The sequence below is a fragment of the Agrobacterium deltaense RV3 genome (assembly GCF_900013505.1).
GTDB classification, from domain to species: Bacteria; Pseudomonadota; Alphaproteobacteria; order Rhizobiales; family Rhizobiaceae; genus Agrobacterium; species Agrobacterium leguminum.
The window spans coordinates 1,951,900-1,968,915 of record NZ_LT009746.1 but is presented as its reverse complement, the minus strand read 5'-3'; the positions used below and the strand labels follow the sequence as shown (position 1 = coordinate 1,968,915).

At 59.4% G+C, this 17,016-nt stretch carries 13 protein-coding genes and 1 pseudogene; 2 read left to right on the top strand and 12 right to left on the bottom strand.

What is annotated here, in order from left to right; all coding sequences use genetic code 11:
• Positions 1 to 17: 17 nt before the first annotated feature.
• From fdhF to AGR7B_RS23260, 12 genes and pseudogenes are all read right to left on the bottom strand, one after another.
• The gene (fdhF, locus tag AGR7B_RS23315; protein WP_080858058.1) at positions 18 to 2,900 is read right to left on the bottom strand and encodes a formate dehydrogenase subunit alpha; all 2,883 of its coding nucleotides are present in this window, start codon (positions 2,898 to 2,900) and stop codon (positions 18 to 20) included.
• A gap of 4 nt (positions 2,901 to 2,904) precedes the next feature.
• Entirely contained in the window at positions 2,905 to 4,461 is a 1,557-nt protein-coding gene (locus tag AGR7B_RS23310; RefSeq protein ID WP_080858057.1) for a formate dehydrogenase beta subunit, read from the bottom strand.
• The gene (locus AGR7B_RS23305; RefSeq protein WP_080858056.1) at positions 4,458 to 4,937 is read right to left on the bottom strand and encodes a formate dehydrogenase subunit gamma; all 480 of its coding nucleotides are present in this window, start codon (positions 4,935 to 4,937) and stop codon (positions 4,458 to 4,460) included. Before AGR7B_RS23305 ends, AGR7B_RS23310 begins: the two co-directional genes overlap by 4 nt.
• A 104-nt stretch (positions 4,938 to 5,041) precedes the next feature.
• Positions 5,042 to 5,977 carry a LysR family transcriptional regulator gene (locus AGR7B_RS23300; protein ID WP_003521693.1) on the bottom strand — a complete coding sequence of 312 codons (936 nt, stop codon included), beginning with the start codon at positions 5,975 to 5,977 and terminating at the stop codon, positions 5,042 to 5,044.
• Positions 5,978 to 6,327: 350 nt separating this feature from the next.
• Complete coding sequence (locus AGR7B_RS23295) at positions 6,328 to 6,957, bottom strand: flavin reductase family protein (protein ID WP_080858055.1); 630 nt, start codon at positions 6,955 to 6,957, stop codon at positions 6,328 to 6,330.
• Between the two features lie 318 nt (positions 6,958 to 7,275).
• Positions 7,276 to 8,344, bottom strand: a pseudogene (locus AGR7B_RS23290) (porin).
• Positions 8,345 to 8,803: 459 nt separating this feature from the next.
• Complete coding sequence (locus AGR7B_RS23285) at positions 8,804 to 10,978, bottom strand: putative bifunctional diguanylate cyclase/phosphodiesterase (protein ID WP_080858054.1); 2,175 nt, start codon at positions 10,976 to 10,978, stop codon at positions 8,804 to 8,806.
• 229 nt (positions 10,979 to 11,207) lie between these two features.
• Positions 11,208 to 12,143, bottom strand: a complete 936-nt coding sequence (locus tag AGR7B_RS23280) for a 2-hydroxyacid dehydrogenase (protein ID WP_080858053.1) — start codon at positions 12,141 to 12,143, stop codon at positions 11,208 to 11,210.
• A gap of 23 nt (positions 12,144 to 12,166) precedes the next feature.
• Positions 12,167 to 12,898 (bottom strand): amino acid ABC transporter ATP-binding protein, encoded by a 732-nt coding sequence (locus AGR7B_RS23275; RefSeq protein WP_003521699.1) that lies wholly within the window; start codon positions 12,896 to 12,898, stop codon positions 12,167 to 12,169.
• Positions 12,879 to 13,538 (bottom strand): amino acid ABC transporter permease, encoded by a 660-nt coding sequence (locus tag AGR7B_RS23270; RefSeq protein ID WP_080858052.1) that lies wholly within the window; start codon positions 13,536 to 13,538, stop codon positions 12,879 to 12,881. The genes AGR7B_RS23275 and AGR7B_RS23270 overlap by 20 nt, the downstream gene beginning before the upstream one ends.
• Positions 13,535 to 14,239 carry an amino acid ABC transporter permease gene (locus tag AGR7B_RS23265; RefSeq protein WP_003505665.1) on the bottom strand — a complete coding sequence of 235 codons (705 nt, stop codon included), beginning with the start codon at positions 14,237 to 14,239 and terminating at the stop codon, positions 13,535 to 13,537. Before AGR7B_RS23265 ends, AGR7B_RS23270 begins: the two co-directional genes overlap by 4 nt.
• A gap of 67 nt (positions 14,240 to 14,306) precedes the next feature.
• Positions 14,307 to 15,110 carry a transporter substrate-binding domain-containing protein gene (locus tag AGR7B_RS23260; protein ID WP_046801225.1) on the bottom strand — a complete coding sequence of 268 codons (804 nt, stop codon included), beginning with the start codon at positions 15,108 to 15,110 and terminating at the stop codon, positions 14,307 to 14,309.
• 295 nt (positions 15,111 to 15,405) lie between these two features.
• On the opposite strand from AGR7B_RS23260, the gene AGR7B_RS23255 reads away from it, so the two are divergent.
• Both AGR7B_RS23255 and AGR7B_RS23250 read left to right on the top strand, forming a co-directional pair.
• On the top strand, positions 15,406 to 15,726 hold the full coding sequence (locus AGR7B_RS23255; protein ID WP_003505663.1) for a hypothetical protein: 321 nt from the start codon (positions 15,406 to 15,408) through the stop codon (positions 15,724 to 15,726).
• Between the two features lie 157 nt (positions 15,727 to 15,883).
• Entirely contained in the window at positions 15,884 to 16,906 is a 1,023-nt protein-coding gene (locus tag AGR7B_RS23250; RefSeq protein WP_065657691.1) for a LacI family DNA-binding transcriptional regulator, read from the top strand.
• The last annotated feature ends 110 nt before the right edge of the window (positions 16,907 to 17,016 follow it).

Sequence of the window (17,016 nt, the reverse complement as noted above, 5' to 3'; positions counted from 1 at the left end):
GGCGCACCCGGCTTTCCTTATTCCGCCGCCTCGAGCTTGCCGCTGATCCGCCGCGAACGTCGGCCAAGTGCATCATATTCCTCCTGCCATTCCGTCGGCCCGTTGGAAGGCGATACCTGCACGGCGGTCACCTTGTATTCCGGACAGTTGGTCGCCCAGTCGGAGAAGTCGGTAGTGATGACATTCGCCTGCGTGCCGGGATGGTGGAAGGTCGTATAGACCACGCCGGGCGCCACACGGTCGGTGATCAGCGCCCGCAGCGTCGTATCGCCCGACCGGCTGGCGAGCTTGATCCAGTCGCCATCCTTCACGCCGCGCTGTTCGGCATCGTGCGGATGGATTTCGAGACGATCCTCCTCATGCCAGACGACGTTTTCGGTGCGCCGTGTCTGCGCGCCGACATTGTATTGCGACAGGATGCGGCCGGTGGTGAGCAACAGGGGGAAACGCGGCCCCGTGCGTTCGTCCGTCGCCACATATTCGGTGCGGATGAACTTGCCCTTGCCGCGCACGAAACCGTCCACATGCATGATCGGCGAACCATCCGGGAATTTCTCGTTGCAGGGCCACTGCACCGAGCCCTTCTCCTCCAGATAGTCATAGGAAACACCGGCAAAGCTCGGTGTCGTCGCCGCGATCTCGTCCATGATCTCGGACGGATGCGCGTAGTTCCATGCAAGCCCCATGGCCTGCGCCAGCTTCTGCGTCACTTCCCAGTCGGCATAACCGTTCTTCGGAGACATGACCTTGCGGACGCGGTTGATGCGGCGCTCGGCATTGGTGAAGGTGCCGTCCTTTTCGAGGAAGGTGGACCCCGGCAGGAAGACATGGGCGTAATTCGCCGTCTCGTTCAGGAAGAGATCGTGCACCACGACACATTCCATCGCGGCGAGACCGGCCGAGACGTGCTTCGTATCCGGATCGGACTGGAGAATGTCCTCGCCCTGAATATAGATGCCCTTGAAGCTGCCATCCACGGCCGCATCGAGCATGTTGGGAATACGCAGCCCCGGCTCGTTGATAAGCTTCACGCCCCAGAGTTTCTCGAAGATGTCGCGCGTGGCATCGTCGGAAATATGCCGATAGCCGGGAAGCTCGTGCGGGAAAGACCCCATGTCGCAGGAACCCTGAACATTGTTCTGACCGCGCAGCGGATTAACGCCTACACCGGGGCGGCCGATATTGCCGGTCGCCATGGCCAGATTGGCGATTGCCATCACCGTGGTAGACCCCTGGCTGTGTTCGGTGACACCGAGCCCGTAATAGATGGCGCCATTGCCACCCCTGGCATAAAGACGTGCAGCGCCGCGCACCTCTTCCGCCGGCACACCGGTAAAGCTTTCGGTTTCTTCCGGGCTATGCTGAGGCTCGGCGACGAAAGCGGCCCAATCCTCGAATTCCGACCAGTCGCAGCGCTCGCGAATGAAGGCTTCGTTGAACAGACCTTCCGTGACGATGACATGCGCAAGCGCCGTCAGCACCGCGACATTCGTTCCGGGCTTCAGCGGCAGGTGGAAGGACGCCTCCACATGCGGCGTGCGGACGAGATCGATACGGCGCGGATCGATGACGATCAGCTTCGCGCCCTGGCGCAGCCGCTTCTTCAGCCGCGAGCCGAAAACAGGATGCCCATCCGTCGGATTGGCGCCGATCACGAGCACCACATCGGACTGCTCGACGCTATCGAAATTCTGCGTGCCGGCGGAGGTGCCGAAAGCCTGGCCAAGACCGTAGCCCGTCGGCGAATGGCAGACGCGGGCGCAAGTATCGACGTTGTTATTGCCGAAGCCGGCGCGGATGAGTTTCTGGACGAGGAAGGTTTCTTCGTTCGTGCAGCGGGACGAGGTGATGCCGCCGATGGATTCCCGGCCATATTGACCCTGGATACGCCGGAACTCTGACGCGACATGGGAGAAGGCCTCCTCCCATGTGACTTCCCGCCATGGATCGCTGATCTTCTCGCGGATCATCGGGTTGAGAATGCGGTCCCTGTGGGTGGCATAACCATAAGCGAAGCGGCCCTTGACGCAGGAATGGCCGCGATTGGCCTGCCCGTCCTTCCACGGCACCATGCGCACCAGCTCTTCACCGCGCATTTCCGCCTTGAAGGAGCAGCCGACGCCGCAATAGGCGCAGGTCGTGACCAGCGAATGCTCCGGCTGGCCGATCTCGATCACCGATTTCTCCGTCAGCGTCGCCGTCGGACAGGCCTGCACGCAGGCGCCGCAGGAAACGCAGTCGGAATCGAGGAACGCCTCATGCGCGCCGGGCGACACACGGCTTTCAAAACCGCGCCCTTCGATCGTCAGCGCGAAAGTGCCCTGCACTTCCTCGCAGGCGCGCACGCAACGGGAGCAGACGATACATTTGGAAGGATCGTAAGTGAAATAGGGATTGCTTTCATCCTTCGGCATCCAGCGCGCGTTAAGATCGCCATCGCCAGTGCGGGCCTTGACGTGGTTGTCGCCTTCGTATCCGTAGCGAACATCGCGCAGGCCCACGGCGCCTGCCATATCCTGCAGCTCGCAATCGCCATTGGCGGCGCAGGTCAGACAGTCGAGCGGGTGATCGGAGATATAAAGCTCCATCACGCCCTTGCGGATCTGCTTCAGCCGCTCCGTCTGCGTGTGCACGACGAGACCGGGGGCGACAGGCGTGGTGCAGGAGGCAGGGGTGCCGTTGCGGCCCTCCACCTCGATCAGACAGAGGCGGCAGGAGCCGAAGGCATCCACCATGTCGGTGGCGCAGAGCTTTGGAACATCGATACCCGCTTCGCGCGAGGCGCGCATGATCGAGGTTCCCGCAGGCACAGTCACCTGCCTGCCGTCGATGGTGAGCGTCACCATGTCCGTTGCGTGGGATTTGGGGGTTCCATAGTCGAATTCTGTTACAAGGGCCATGGTCTTACTCCGCCGCTTCAACACGTGGGATGGGGGCAAAATCATCAGGGAAATGCCGAAGTGCGCTCATGACGGGATAGGGCGTGAAACCGCCGAGCGCACAGAGCGAACCGAATTTCATGGTTTCGCAGAGATCTGCGAGGAGTGCCGTATTTTTCTCCGGCTCGATGCCGAGCGCGATCCTGTCCACCGTCTCGACGCCGCGTGTGGAGCCGATGCGACAGGGCGTGCACTTGCCGCAGCTTTCGACGGCGCAGAATTCGAGCGCGAACCGGGCCTGATGCACCATATCGGCAGTATCGTCGAAAACCACGATGCCGGCATGGCCGATCAGGCCACCGGCGGCGGTGAAGGCTTCATAGTCGAAGATCGTGTCGAACAGCGAAACCGGGAAATAGGCCCCGAGCGGACCACCCACCTGCACCGCCTTGACTGGGCGGCCGGTGATCGTGCCGCCACCGATCTCATTGACCAGCTGCCCGAGCGGCAGGCCGAAGGCGGTCTCATAAAGCCCGCCATGCCGGATGTTTCCGGCAAGCTGGATGGGAATGGTGCCATGCGAGCGGCCGACGCCGAAATCGCGATAAAACGCCGCGCCGCGATCCATGATGACCGGAATAGAGGCGAGCGAAATCACATTGTTGACGACGGTGGGCCTGCCGAACAGGCCCTGCAAAGCAGGAAGCGGCGGCTTGGCGCGCACGGTTCCGCGCTTGCCCTCCAGACTGTTCAGAAGCGAGGTTTCCTCGCCGCAGACATAGGCGCCGGCACCCATGCGCACTTCGAGATCGAAGGCCCGCCCGGAACCAAGCACGGATGGGCCAATGATGCCTTCGCGGCGGGCGATTGCGATTGCCTGCTCCATGGCCTTGATGGCGTAAGGATATTCCGAGCGCGTATAGATGAAACCTTTCGTCGCGCCGACGGCGAGGCCGGCAATCGCCATGCCTTCGATCAGCACGAAGGGATCGCCTTCCATGATCATGCGGTCGGCGAAGGTGCCGCTATCGCCCTCATCGGCATTGCAGACGATATATTTCTGGTCGGCCACCGCATCGGCGACGGTCTTCCATTTGATACCGGTCGGGAAACCCGCGCCGCCGCGTCCGCGCAGGCCGCTTTCGGTCACTTGCGCAACGATATCGGCCGGCGCCATGGCGACGGCTTTTTCGAGGCCTTTCAAGCCCTGATAGGCGCGGTAATCCGCAAGCGACAATGGATCGGTAACGCCGCAGCGGGCAAATGTCAGGCGCGTCTGGCTTTTCAGGAACGGAATGTCCTTCGTCGGCCCGAGACAGAGACGATGCTCGCCGCCGGTGAGAAAACCCGCATCGAAAAGTGAAGCAACGTCGCTGGCCTTGACCGGCCCATAGGCAATACGGCCATGTTCGGTGCGCACTTCCACCAGCACTTCAAGCCAGAGCATGCCGCGCGAGCCATTGCGGACAATATGAACCTCGAGGTTGCGGCTGGCCGCCTCGCGGCCGATTGCTTCGGCGACACGGTCTGCGCCAACGGCAAGCGCGGCGGAATCGCCTGGAACAAAAACGGTGACACTCATCGGCGCGCCTCCGCCAGAATGTCGCCAAGACAGTGCTCATCCAGTCGCGCATGAAGCTCGCCATCCAGCATCAGCGCGGGCGCCTGTGCGCAAAGCCCGAGACAGAAGACCGGCTCCAGCGTGACGGAACCGTCGGCTGCGGTTTCGTGCCAGTCGAGGCCGAGCCGGTTCTTGATGGTTTCCGCAAGAGGCTCGCCACCCATCGACTGGCAAGCCTCGGCGCGACAGAGCTTCAGCACATGCCGGCCGGACGGATGATCTCGAAAATCGGGATAGAAGGTCACGACGCCATGGACCTCGGCGCGCGAAATATTCAGCGCGGATGCGACGATCTGCTTGGCGCTTTCCGGTATGTAGCCGAATTCTTCCTGCACCGCGTGCAGAATGGGCAGCAATGGCCCCTCCAGGTGGAGAAGTTCGTCAATGATGGTGGAAACACGAGCCGCCTCATCTGCGGCAACCGCACGGATATTCATAAGCCAGTCCTCCCAAACCGACAGGGGCAGGTATGGCGAACGGCACATGTTTCAGTGCCAGCGCAGCCCCTGCATGGTTCGGAAGAATGGCGAGGTCGGCCGGATCAGGTCAATAATGTGTTTTCGTCAACCGATAGGAAATTCCTATCAAAAGCCATCGCCGCTGCGCGCTGACGCGCCTCATGAAGAAGCGCAGAAACGAGTGGCGTGTGCGGTTCACGATAGGTCGCGATCAGCCCCACTAGGTGCTCCGCATCCGGCTCGGTAATCGGTATCATTCTGATCTGTTTTGGAAAACCGAATGATTCCGCTATGTTACGCGGCATTATTGAAGCCCATTGTCCGGTTCGGATATGCGAAAACAGCACAATCATGGAGTTGGACTCCAATGTCGGCTTCACCTCAACGCCCGCTTCAGCCATATGCTTGTTGATGATGCGGCGGTTCTGCATATCCGAAGTCAATAGGCATAACCTAAGACCTGAAACCTGCTTCCAGGTAACGCTTTCCTGATCGGCGAGCGGCGTTCCGGCTGCTGCAATCAGGTGATATCGCTCCGAATAGAGCGGTACCGTGGTCACTCGGCCAAGAGGTTCATTGTCGAGATAGCTGATTCCCGCATCGATCTCGAGGTTTTCGATCTGGCTCAGGACCTGAAGCGAGGTGCGTGACGTCACGGAAAAGGTCACGTCGGGATGCCGCGCCTGAAAGGATTCCGTCAATCGCGGCACCATCGCAAGGGCCGTCGGAATGACCGCAAGGCGGATGTGGCCCGCCAGACCCTTGCGCGCCGCCCGCATTTCCTCACGCATGGTGCGCGTATCGGCGACGATGCGACGCGCCCATTCGAGAACACGCTGGCCCTCCGGTGTCAGCCCCTGATAACGCGCCGCACGCACCACAAGAACAACGCCAAGCTGGTCCTCCAGTTGCCGGATCGCGGCGGAGAGACTGGGTTGGGAAACGCCGCACTCCTCCGCCGCGCGGCCAAAATGCCCTGCGCGCGCCAATGCAATGAAAAATTCCAGCTTGTCGATCATGCGTCCTCCCGCGTGGCTCGCGACCCTGCGGAGGGTTCGAGCAGGAGAACACTAGAACGAGGCGGGGAAGCCCGCAAATGGATGCCGTTGTTTTCCTGAAAACCGTGCGGGGTGGCGAGACTGGATTCCGTCAGGTACGGGCAGTCATGGGCGCGACGTTCGGTCAACCACTCCAACCGCACTGGACGCAGCTTTATCGCGGCATTGACCCATCCGTCGTTTCGCCTGACCTGCCGCACAGCGCCGGGAACGAAACCAATCGTCATCGCCGCCGCGATGCCCTACCCTCTCATTTTCTCGAGTTTGCGGCGGCAGGCAAAAGGTATTCGGCGCTTCAGCAGCAGGACCCTTCACTCGCCATCCGGCTTGATGAAGTCGGTCATCGCGGGCGCCTTGAGGACGAATTGGCGATCCGAGCTGATGTAATTATCGGCATGCAGCCGCGCGATCGGCTGATATCGGTCCGGATCGACATAACGCCCTTCCGCATCGAGACAATCCTTGTGGACATGCATGTGCACCACCTCCCCGAGGACAAGGGTACGGCGCGGATAATCGATCAAACGCTCCACACGGCATTCGAAGGCGCAGGGCGATTCCGCCGCAAAGCTTGCATCGATCTTGCTGCAGGGCGTGGCCGTCAGTCCGGCAATCGAAAGTTCATCGACCTCGCTCTCGAAACCCAGGCCGCAGACGAGCATCTGTTCGGACAGAGCCATATCGACCATGTTGATGACGAATTCGCCGGTGCGACGAATATTGGCCATCGTATCCTTCTCCTCGCCCGTCACACGCGGCTGGATGCCGAGAACAACGATCGGCGGATCATGGGAGAAAACGTTGAAAAAGCTCATCGGCGCGGCATTGTTGTGACCAGCGGCCGAGCGCGTCGTGACAAGCGCTATCGGCCGTGGACCGATAAAATTGGTCAGCAAACGATAACGGCTTTGCGGCTCATGCGCGGTAAAATCGAATTCCATGGGAGTACCTGATTTATTGTATACAATAATATTTCATATTGCAGACAATTACTCAATTGCCCTCCTCACGGGATAGCCGATTTTGCTGTATCACATTTGCGAGCAAGGGAAGAGCAGCAAGCCTGCGCGCATTCTCCGACCAAATGGACGGAGCCGCCATCCACGTATCGACTATAAGCGCAAAAACTCCCCGGCCTGGAGGGGTCCGGGGAGTAAACCTGACATCATGTCAGGAACTTTGACTGGAGCTAGTGACTCACCCGTTCGGAAACGGGGTGGATCTGAGTTGTCTAACCCTACTATGCTTTTTGTAGACTATTAGAACGCGCGCTCGAGACGAACGAAACCGGTCCAGCTGTCGCCAGCACCACTGTCGCGACCTTCGCGGCCGTCGACGTCCTGATAGGTAACCGCAACCTTCGTGGAGAGGCCGGAAGTGATCTTGTAGCCAGCAGCGACGCCAGCACGCCATGCATCGCGGTTGCCTACGAAGTCGTTGTTTGCGCCGATGTCGATCGTGCCAAAATACTGGAAGCCGGGGGTGATTGTCAGCTTGTCGGTTGCCTTGATGGCGTATTCAGCTGCAACGGACCATTCGGATTCTTCGTAGTAGTAGTTGGCGCCGGAAGCCCATACGCCGGAGAGGCCGAGGGTGCCCGGACCGATGTCAGCCGTGAGGATTGCACGGATTGCACCGTTTTCCTGGTTGGTGTCGTACGCGCCTAGCAGGTTGGCCTTAACGCCGCCGAACTTGCCGCCGATGATAGCACTGACGCCGACATCGTTCGTGTTGGTCTTGAACTTGCCACCCTTTGAAACGCCAAGCTCTGATGTACCCTTGCGCGAGCCTTCCAGCTCTTCAGTAGCGGCACCAACGTAGAAGGAGCCGGCGTCGTAGGTGTAACGGACAGCGTTCAGACGGGTGCGGTTGGAGCTGAGCTGGTCATACTCGCCAGAGAGACCGTCATCCCACCAGTTGTAGTAAAAACCGACCTTCAGGCCGCTGAGTTCGATGAAAGCCTGATCGAGAACGATGTTACGGTCGGTGTCGTTGTCGGCCTGGCCGCGCAGACCGATGTAGCCGCGCAGAGCGCCGAGTTCAGTGTCGGTGCGGGTGGTCGATGTTGAACTGACCGCGCGTCGCAGCATCCCAGTCGGAAGTGCCGGACTGGTTGCGACCGAAGTCCGTCTGGAAACGGACGTAACCGTCGAACTTCAGGCAGGTTTCGGTGCCGGGGATGTAGAAGAAGCCGGTGCCGAAAGCGTCGCAGACGCGAACATATTCCATGGCTTCCGGCTCGGCAGCGACGATAGCGTCAGCGGCCTGTGCGCCGGATACTGCTGCGAGAGCCGCAGCGGAGCCGATAAGAAGGCTCTTGATGTTCATTTGTAATCTCCAGTCAAAAATTTTTCAACGAATGCGCAAATTTGAGGGCTGGTCTTTTCCCTGCCGCCCGCTTCCCTGCGCTGATTCAGCAAATGACAGAAGTTGCCGCAGACTCGCAATTTAAATCGACAAAATACAAATACAGATAAAGTACACAATTCAATTTCGTAGTAAAATTACAACAATTTAATAGTTTAAAATATAATATTTCTTATTATTATTTCAAAATAATAGAATTTATTACTTTTAAATATTGCCTTAAATTTCTAAATTATAAGACACAAAAACAACAAACGCTTCCGTCCCGTCCGGATCAGGAGGCGTCAGCACGCGCGGGCATGGGGAAGCAAAGTGGTTTTCATCGAGGAAGAAGAAAGGATGCAGGCGGCAAAACGTCCGCCCGGCCTCTCAGAAAAGCCATATCTGGCAACTCTGAAACAACCGGTCGCCCGAGGCAGCCTATAGGCGGCCTTCGGGTAGGCCGGTCGCGAATATCGTCGTCTTCGCCAGCATGTCTTCGATCGCCTCTGCCGGCACCGGGCGGCTGAAGTAATAACCCTGACCGTAGGGGCAGCCGGCATCCCGTAGAAATGTCGCCTGCTCGCCGGCTTCCACACCTTCGGCAATGACATCGATGCCCAGAGACCCGGCAAGCTGGATCATGATCGAGACGATGGCGCTGTCCTTGGTCTTTTCCGGCAGATGGGTCAGGAACGAGCGGTCTATCTTCATGCACGAGAGCGGGAATGTCTTGAGCATGCCGAGGCAGGAATAACCGATACCGAAATCATCCAACGCCAGGCTGACACCCATCTGTTTGATGGCCCGCATGATCCGCACCGATGTTTCAACATCCTGAATGATGAGCGTCTCGGTGATTTCGATTTCCAGCAGGGATGGCGCAAGGCCGGTTTCCTTGAGCACCGACCTGATCTGCTGCACCAGCCCGCCCTGAAACTGCCGCGGAGAGATATTGACCGCCATTTTGACGGGCGACAGGCCGGCTGCGGCCCATGCCTGCGCCTGACGACAGGCCTTTTCGAGAATGCTTTCTCCGAGTTCGACGATCAGGCCGGTTTCTTCCGCAAGCCCGATGAATTCCGCAGGACCGAGCAGACCTTCCGTGGGGTGCTGCCAGCGCACCAGCGCCTCCACGCCGCTGATCCGGCCGCTGACAAGATCGACCTGCGGCTGGAAGTGCAGCACGAACTCGTCCCTCTTTACTGCCTTTCGCAATTCCTCGATGCGGGTGAACTTCTTTCTCAGATCATCCGCCATATTCGGTGTGAAGGTGGCAATGCTATCGCGCCCGGTATGTTTGGCTTCATACATGGCGAGATCGGCCGCCGCGACGATTTCCGCCGTGGTTTCCCCATGCTCCGGGAAAAAGGCCATGCCGATGCTGCAGGTGACCTTGATATCGTAATTGCCGATACGCAAGGGCTGCGAGACAGCGGCGCGGATGCGCTGCAGGCGGTTTTCGACATCGTCCCTGCGCTCTTCGAGAATGATGACGAACTCGTCGCCGCCCACCCTGAGAACGAGATCGTTCTTCCGGAGGCTTTTCGCAATGCGCTCGGCGGTTTTCGACAGCAACGCGTCGCCGATGCTGTGGCCGAGCGTATCGTTGATCTGCTTGAAATTGTCGAGATCGAGAAAACCGATACCGACCCTTCGGTTCGCCTTTGCCGCCGCCGCCAGTATTTCCGGCAGTCTCGTATCGAGGAAACGGCGGTTCGGCAGCCGGGTCAGCATGTCGTGATCCGCCAGGAAGGCGATATGTTCCGCCGCCCTTTTGCGGTCGATCGCCAGCCCCGCCATGCGCGCTGCCGCCCCTATGAATTCCACCAGCGCCGCATCCGGCTGGCGGCCGACCAGCATGCACCACACGAAACCATGCGCCTTGCCCTCGCTGGCGGGAATATCGAAACTGAAGGCCATGTGTTCTGCCGGATGGACAAGGCTCTCTGGATCGCTGACGCTGGAAACCAGCGCGGCCAGCCCCTTCTGCTGCGCAAGCGTCGGCGAGGCGTAAACGGAAGGTTCTCCTTCCACCGCATCGAACACCCGCACCGCGCAGGCCAGTCCGGTCGCGAGATTTTCGATGGCCTTGACGAATTCCTCAAGAAAATCCTCGATACGCGCTGCCGCGACGATCATTTCCAGAATATGCGCCTGCGCCTGAAGCAGTCTTTCAGAGGCCTTTTTCTGGGTTATGTCCCGCGAGGCGCCGACCACGCCGATGATGTTGCCGGCCTTGTCCTTCAGCGGCACGCGCGACATCATGAGCCAGCGGTCGATATCCCCGCGCATGGCGCGCTCTTCGTAACCGAGATCCGGTTCGCCGGTGCGCATCACTCGCGCCTCGGTATCGGGAATGCCGGCACGCCGCGCCGCTTCGCCGTGAATATCGTAGTCGGTGAGCCCGATCAGTTGCTCGACCGTGTCAAAGCCGTTTTCGGTGACGATGGCGCGATTGGCAAAAAGAAAGCGCCCTTCCAGATCCTTGGCATAGATAAAATCCGGCACGTGGTCGATCATCGCTTCCAGAAGCGTGTGCCGGTCGGAAGGATTGCTGTTTTCGCTCATGTCACGAGTGGCGGATGGCGTGACATCGCGCTTTTTTCGCGACATCCGGTTTTCTTCGGGTGTCTTCGGGCCTTTGGAACGCACCTCTCCGCCTCATCATTTTATAAGGAAGCAGAATAGTAGGATTATACGTATTATATAAATATGAACAACGGCGGGAGATTGCCGGGAAACCCGCCTTTTGCAGCAGCCTCCCCGAAGCCCTGCCGGCTTGAATCAAAACGGCGCAACCGAAGCTGCGCCGTCAAGGCCACAGGCGGCAATTCGTTGACGGTCACACCACCGGTGTCGGCAGTTCTTTACCGGCAAAATGGGCATCGAGATTGGCGAGAACGAGATCGGCCATGGCGCGGCGCGTCTGGTGCGTGCCGCTGCCGACGTGCGGAGCGAGCGTGACGGTGTCGAAGGCGAAAAGCGCTTCCGGCACACGCGGCTCGTCCTCGAAGACATCCAGCGCAGCACCTGCGATCGTGCCGCTCGAAAGCGCCTCGACAAGCGCCTTTTCATCCACCAGCGAGCCGCGCGCCACATTGACGAGCACGCCCTGGGGACCGAGGGCCTTCAGCACATCCGCATTGACGATATGGCGCGTTTCGGCAGTAGCGGCGGCGGCGATGATCAGCACATCGCAATTGGCGGCAAGCGCCTCGATGCTGTCATAATAATCATAGGCGACATCGCGGCGGTTTCTGGCGGTGTAGGAAATGCGCGCATCGAAACCTTCCAGCCGCTTTGCGATTGCCTGACCGATGCGGCCGAGGCCGAAGATGCCGTAACGGCGGCCGGCCACGCGGGTGGAAAGCCCCATATCGCCCTTCAGCCATTGGCCGGTGCGCACATGCTGATCCGCCTGCGGCAGCTTGCGTGCCTGCGCCAGAACGAGGCCGAGCGCGAGGTCGGCGACATCGGCCGTCAGCACGTCAGGCGTATTGGAGACGCGAAAACCGCGTCGCTTGGCTTCGGCGAGATCGACCTTGTCGAAACCGACACCGTTGATGGCGACAATTTCAAGATTGGGAAGTGCAGCGCCGATATCCGCCGGAAGGCCGATGTGGCCGCCGGTGACGACGCCGCGGATTGAAGCACCCTTTTCAGCAAGGAACGCCGCCTTGTCAGCAGCCTCGAACAGGCGATGCACGGTGAAGCGCTGCGCAAGTTCCTGTTCCAGTGCCGGGATGAGCGGGCACAATTGCACGATTTCAGTGGTCATGAAGTTTCCTTTGCGCCGGTGAACTACTTCACATCGGCCTTAACGAATTGCCGGAGTTCCGGCGTTTGCGGGTTGGCGAAGAGTTCGGATGAACGACCCTGCTCCCAGATCTTGCCCTTGTGCATGAAGATGGTTTCGGTCGCGACGCGGCGTGCGAAGGCCATTTCATGGGTGACGAGGATCATGGTCATGCCGTCTTTGGCGAGGTTTTCCATGACGGTCAGCACTTCCTCGGTGAGTTCTGGGTCGAGAGCCGAGGTCACCTCATCGAACAGCATCACCTTCGGCCGCATGGCGAGCGAGCGGGCAATCGCCACGCGCTGCTGCTGGCCGCCGGAAAGCTGATCCGGATAGGAATCGAATTTCTCCGACAGGCCGACGAGTTGCAGAACTTCGCGGGCAATATCCTTCGTTTCCGATTTCGCCACGTCCTTGACGATGCGCGGCGCAAGCATGATGTTTTCGCCGACCGTCAGATGCGGGAAAAGGTTGTAGCTCTGGAACACGATGCCGACATCGGTGCGCAGCTTGCGCAGCGCCTTGGCATCTTCCCCGATGGCGTGACCGGCGATTTCGATACGGCCGGAATTGATCTTCTCCAGCCCGTTCATGCAGCGAAGCAGCGTGCTCTTGCCCGAACCCGAGCGGCCGATGAGGGCGAAGACTTCACCGCGGCCGACCGTCAGCGACACGCCTTTGAGGACTTCCAGAGCGCCAAAGCTCTTGTGAACGTTTTCAACGATTACTTCCGGCATGAAGCCTCCTTTCCAGCCAACGCGACAGCTGGGACAACGGGTAGCAGACGATGAAATAAAGCACGGCCACGGCGACGAAGACGCGGAACGGCTGGAACGTGGCATTGTTGATGAGCTGCCCCGCTCTCGCCAGTTCGACGAAACCGATGATCGATGCGATGGACGTATTCTTGACGACCTGAACGGCGAAACCGACGGTCGGCGGTAGCGAAATGCGGATAGCCTGCGGCAGGATGACGTAGCGATATTGCTGGGCGCGGGTCAGCGCCAGCGATTCCGACGCTTCCCATTGCTGCTTCGGCACCGCCTGGATGCAGCCGCGCCAGATTTCCGCGAGATAACCCGATGTATAGATCGTCATCGAGGCGCCGGCGGCAAAGAGCGGCGACAGTTCCAGCCCGGCAAGGCTGAGGCCGTAATAGGACAGGAACAGGATCATCAGCACCGGAATGCCCTGGATCACCTGGATATAAGTGCCGGCGGCAATGCGCAGCGCCTTGAAATTCGAGGTGCGGGCGAGCGCCACGAAGAAGCCGACGATGCCGCCGCCGATAAGCGCAATGATCGTCAGAAGCACGGTCCATTGCAGGGCGGTCAGCAGGAAGCCGAATTCGTTCCAGCCGAAAGTTCGAAGAGTCATGACTGCACCTCCGGCATGGCGGTCATCGTCTTGCGGGCAACGCGACGGCCGAACAGCCACATGCCGACAAGGGCAAGGATGAGCCGCAGGCTGAGCGCCAGCGCAAGATAGATGAGCGTGACGACGATATAGACCTCGAAGGAGCGATAGGTCTGCGATTCCACGAAGGCTGCGGCAGCCGCAAGCTCATGGGTGGAAATGGCCGAACATATGCTCGATGCCAGCATCATCAGCACGAACTGGCTGCAAAGCGAGGGATAGACCTTGGCGATGGCGGGCACGATGATGACGTGGCGATAGATCTGATACTTGGTGAAACCCAGCGCCTCGCCCGCCTCGATCTGCGACTTGTGCACCGCCTCGATGCCGGCGCGGATGATTTCCGTCGAATAGGCCGCGAGATTGATCGTCATGCCGATCAGCGCCGCCGTGTCCGCCCCTACCCTGAAGCCGAGGCCCGGCAGGCCGAAATAGACAATGAAAAGCTGCACGAGAAACGGCGTATTGCGGATGACTTCCACATAACCGTCCACGATGATGCGGACGATGCCGCCATTGATGGACCGCAGCGAGGCCAAAAGAATGCCGAAAGCGCAGCCGAGCACGATGGACAGGACGGACAGCTTGATCGTCAGCCATATGCCGTTCAGAATCTCGTTCTGATACTGGGCGAGCGCGCCGAATTGGAATGTATAGGACATGCGTCACTCCGTTGACATTTCCCGGGCCCGCCGGAAGTCTTCCTGGCGGGCGCGTTGAAAGGCTCAATCAGAAGCTTGGCAATTGCGGCAGCGGACGGCCGGTCCACTTGACCGAGATGCGGTCGAGATCGCCGGACATCTTCATGAGATAGATGGAGGTGTTCAGCCATTGGCGCAGCTCGAAATCCTCAAGCTTGGTCGCCATGGAGTTGCCCTGCTGGAAGAAGGTGAAACCAACCTGCAGACCGGCTTCCGGACGCTGCTTGATGATCGCTTCGCCAACCGTGGACGGAAGGGCGACGGCATCCACCTGACCGGCGAGCAGTGCCTGGGCGCTGGTGGAATCGTCTTCGTAAACGACGATTTCGAGACCTTCGACATTGGCCTTGCGCAGCGCGGTTTCCTGCGAGGAACCGCGATTGACCGAAACGCGCTTGCCCTTAAGGCTGTCGAGATTTTCGAACTTCTGGTCCTTGCCGGAGATGATGTCCATGTTGAAGGCGCTGTAAGGCTGCGTGAACATCACGGTCTTGGCGCGCTCGCCGGTCGGCGCAAGCGTGGCAACAAGAAAATCGACCTTACCGGTCTGAAGGGCAGGAATACGCGCAGGCGGCGTCAGCGGCACCAGTTCCACCGGCAGCGACAGGTAGGAACCAATGAGATTGGCGACATCGACGTCGTAACCGGAAGGATTGCCCTTCTCATCCACCATGCCCATCGGCGGCGCACCGGTCAGAACACCGATCTTGACCTTGCCGCGCGCCGTGATCTCGCTGAGCGAGACGGCATGGGCGGACGTGGTGGCGGCAAGCGTTGCTGCTGCAACACCAACGGCAACGGTCATGTTCTTCAGAAATCTGGATATGCTCATGGTTTCTCCTCCAACCTTATAAGTGGCTGCCCAGAATGGAACAGCGGCCTTGCGCAAACCCGAAAATGTTCTCGATAACATTTTAACGCGATTGACTAAAAACTCCTCCCAAGAAACCGCGAAAGCACAAAACCAGATGAATTTCTCATGAAATTCAATGTTTTCTGCTGGTTATCGATTTTCCTCTGTTCGACACCGCTTCACGTTCTTGGCAGGATCAATAATGCATGTTATCGGTATCATTGCAAGTCCGATCTACAGAACTGTTTGGGTCGGCATTCATTCGGGAGGAAAGATGTATACACGCTCGGCAATTTTCGAAGGCAGGATTCACCCCGGTCGGGAGGAGGAGTTTTTCCGCATCGTCGAGGAAAAATTGCTGCCGGTCTGGAAACGCATGCCGAATGCGCAGGCCGTGCGGGTGATGCGCACCGAGCGCACGGACCCGGACGCGGCCTCGATCATCATGGTGCAGGAAATCGACTATCCGTCGATGGAAGCAGTGGAGGAAGCGCTGGTTTCCCCCGTCCGGCTGGAAGGCCGGGTGCTGACGGATGAGATGATGAGCATGTGCGACGGACGTTTTTACCATCTCGTCTATAGCCGCGTCGCATAAATCCGGTGCACGCCGCATCGATCTGCAATCATACGGCGTGCTTTCCCTTATTGTCTTCGTGTATGTCTTGTCCTGAACCGGTTCGAATTTAGGGAGACATGCTTTGATGGAGCGCACGCCCTTGGCCGCAGCGTTAGTCACGTCAAAAAAAGCTACCATGAGCGATGTCTCGAAACTCGCGGGCGTCTCCAAGATGACCGTTTCGCGGGTGCTGGCCGATCCCGCACTGGTGTCGGAAGAGACCCGCCAGAAGGTGATGAAAGCCATCGAGAAGCTGGGCTATGTGCCGGATCGAATCGCCGGTTCGCTCTCTTCCCGCCGCACCAATTTCATCACCGCCATCCTGCCGACGCTCACCAACTCCAACTTCGCCGATAGCGCTCAGGGGCTCGCCAATGCGCTGCGCGCCGCCGATTACCAGTTGCTGATTGGCTACACCATGTACGATCTGCAGGAGGAAGAACGCGTCATCCGCACCATGATGGAGCGCCGACCCGATGCCATCGTCGTCGCCGGCACGGTGCATACCAAGATGGCGAGCGAGGTGCTGATGCGCGCCGGTATCCCGATCGTGGAAATCTGGGACGTTCCCGAACACCCGATCGACCATGCGGTCGGTTTTTCCAACTACGAAGTGGGAAGAACTGCCGCCAAGCATCTGATATCGCTTGGCTTCAAGAGAATCGGCGCGCTCGGATCGAGGGCCGATGGCGATGTGAAGGACTGGCGCGGCGAAAGCCGCCTGCTCGGTTTTGGCGCGGCCCTGCGGGAAGCCGGCATTGCCGACGATCTCATCATCCGCGAGGGCAGCGCCCCGGTCTCCTATGACCACGGGGCAAAGACCCTCGGCTCGCTACTGGCCAAGGCCCCGGATGTCGAGGCCATCTTCGCCGTATCGGATATTTCCGCCGTCGGCGCGCTGATGGAATGTCATCGACGGGGAATCAGTGTCCCGGACCGCATTTCCATCCTCGGCTTCGGCGACTTCGATATCGGCCGGCAATGTTACCCGGCGATTTCAACGATCCGCGTCGATGCCCAGATGATTGGCCGCAGGGCGGGCGAGTTGCTGCTTTCGATACTGGAGGCGGAAAAGGATGCCGTTGTTCCCGAAGGCGCAAGGGTGGATGTCGGCTTCGAGCTGATCGTGCGGGAAACGACGAAACGGCTGGGTGGGTGAGGCTCTAGCTAGAGCGGGCGCCACTTGTTTCTTCTCCCCGCCGGGGAGAAGTCCGCGGCAGCGGGATGAGGGGGCACGCTCTCCGAAATCCGGCAACGTTACCACCTCAT

Excerpts from the sequence above, each read along its gene's own strand:
- fdhF (WP_080858058.1), bottom strand. The coding sequence starts at position 2,900 with ATGGCCCTTGTAACAGAATTCGACTATGGAACCCCCAAATCCCACGCA.
- AGR7B_RS23310 (WP_080858057.1), bottom strand. The coding sequence starts at position 4,461 with ATGAGTGTCACCGTTTTTGTTCCAGGCGATTCCGCCGCGCTTGCCGTT.
- AGR7B_RS23305 (WP_080858056.1), bottom strand. The coding sequence starts at position 4,937 with ATGAATATCCGTGCGGTTGCCGCAGATGAGGCGGCTCGTGTTTCCACC.
- AGR7B_RS23300 (WP_003521693.1), bottom strand. The coding sequence starts at position 5,977 with ATGATCGACAAGCTGGAATTTTTCATTGCATTGGCGCGCGCAGGGCAT.
- AGR7B_RS23295 (WP_080858055.1), bottom strand. The coding sequence starts at position 6,957 with ATGGAATTCGATTTTACCGCGCATGAGCCGCAAAGCCGTTATCGTTTG.
- AGR7B_RS23285 (WP_080858054.1), bottom strand. The coding sequence starts at position 10,978 with ATGTCGCGAAAAAAGCGCGATGTCACGCCATCCGCCACTCGTGACATG.
- AGR7B_RS23280 (WP_080858053.1), bottom strand. The coding sequence starts at position 12,143 with ATGACCACTGAAATCGTGCAATTGTGCCCGCTCATCCCGGCACTGGAA.
- AGR7B_RS23275 (WP_003521699.1), bottom strand. The coding sequence starts at position 12,898 with ATGCCGGAAGTAATCGTTGAAAACGTTCACAAGAGCTTTGGCGCTCTG.
- AGR7B_RS23270 (WP_080858052.1), bottom strand. The coding sequence starts at position 13,538 with ATGACTCTTCGAACTTTCGGCTGGAACGAATTCGGCTTCCTGCTGACC.
- AGR7B_RS23265 (WP_003505665.1), bottom strand. The coding sequence starts at position 14,239 with ATGTCCTATACATTCCAATTCGGCGCGCTCGCCCAGTATCAGAACGAG.
- AGR7B_RS23260 (WP_046801225.1), bottom strand. The coding sequence starts at position 15,110 with ATGAGCATATCCAGATTTCTGAAGAACATGACCGTTGCCGTTGGTGTT.
- AGR7B_RS23255 (WP_003505663.1), top strand. The coding sequence starts at position 15,406 with ATGTATACACGCTCGGCAATTTTCGAAGGCAGGATTCACCCCGGTCGG.
- AGR7B_RS23250 (WP_065657691.1), top strand. The coding sequence starts at position 15,884 with ATGAGCGATGTCTCGAAACTCGCGGGCGTCTCCAAGATGACCGTTTCG.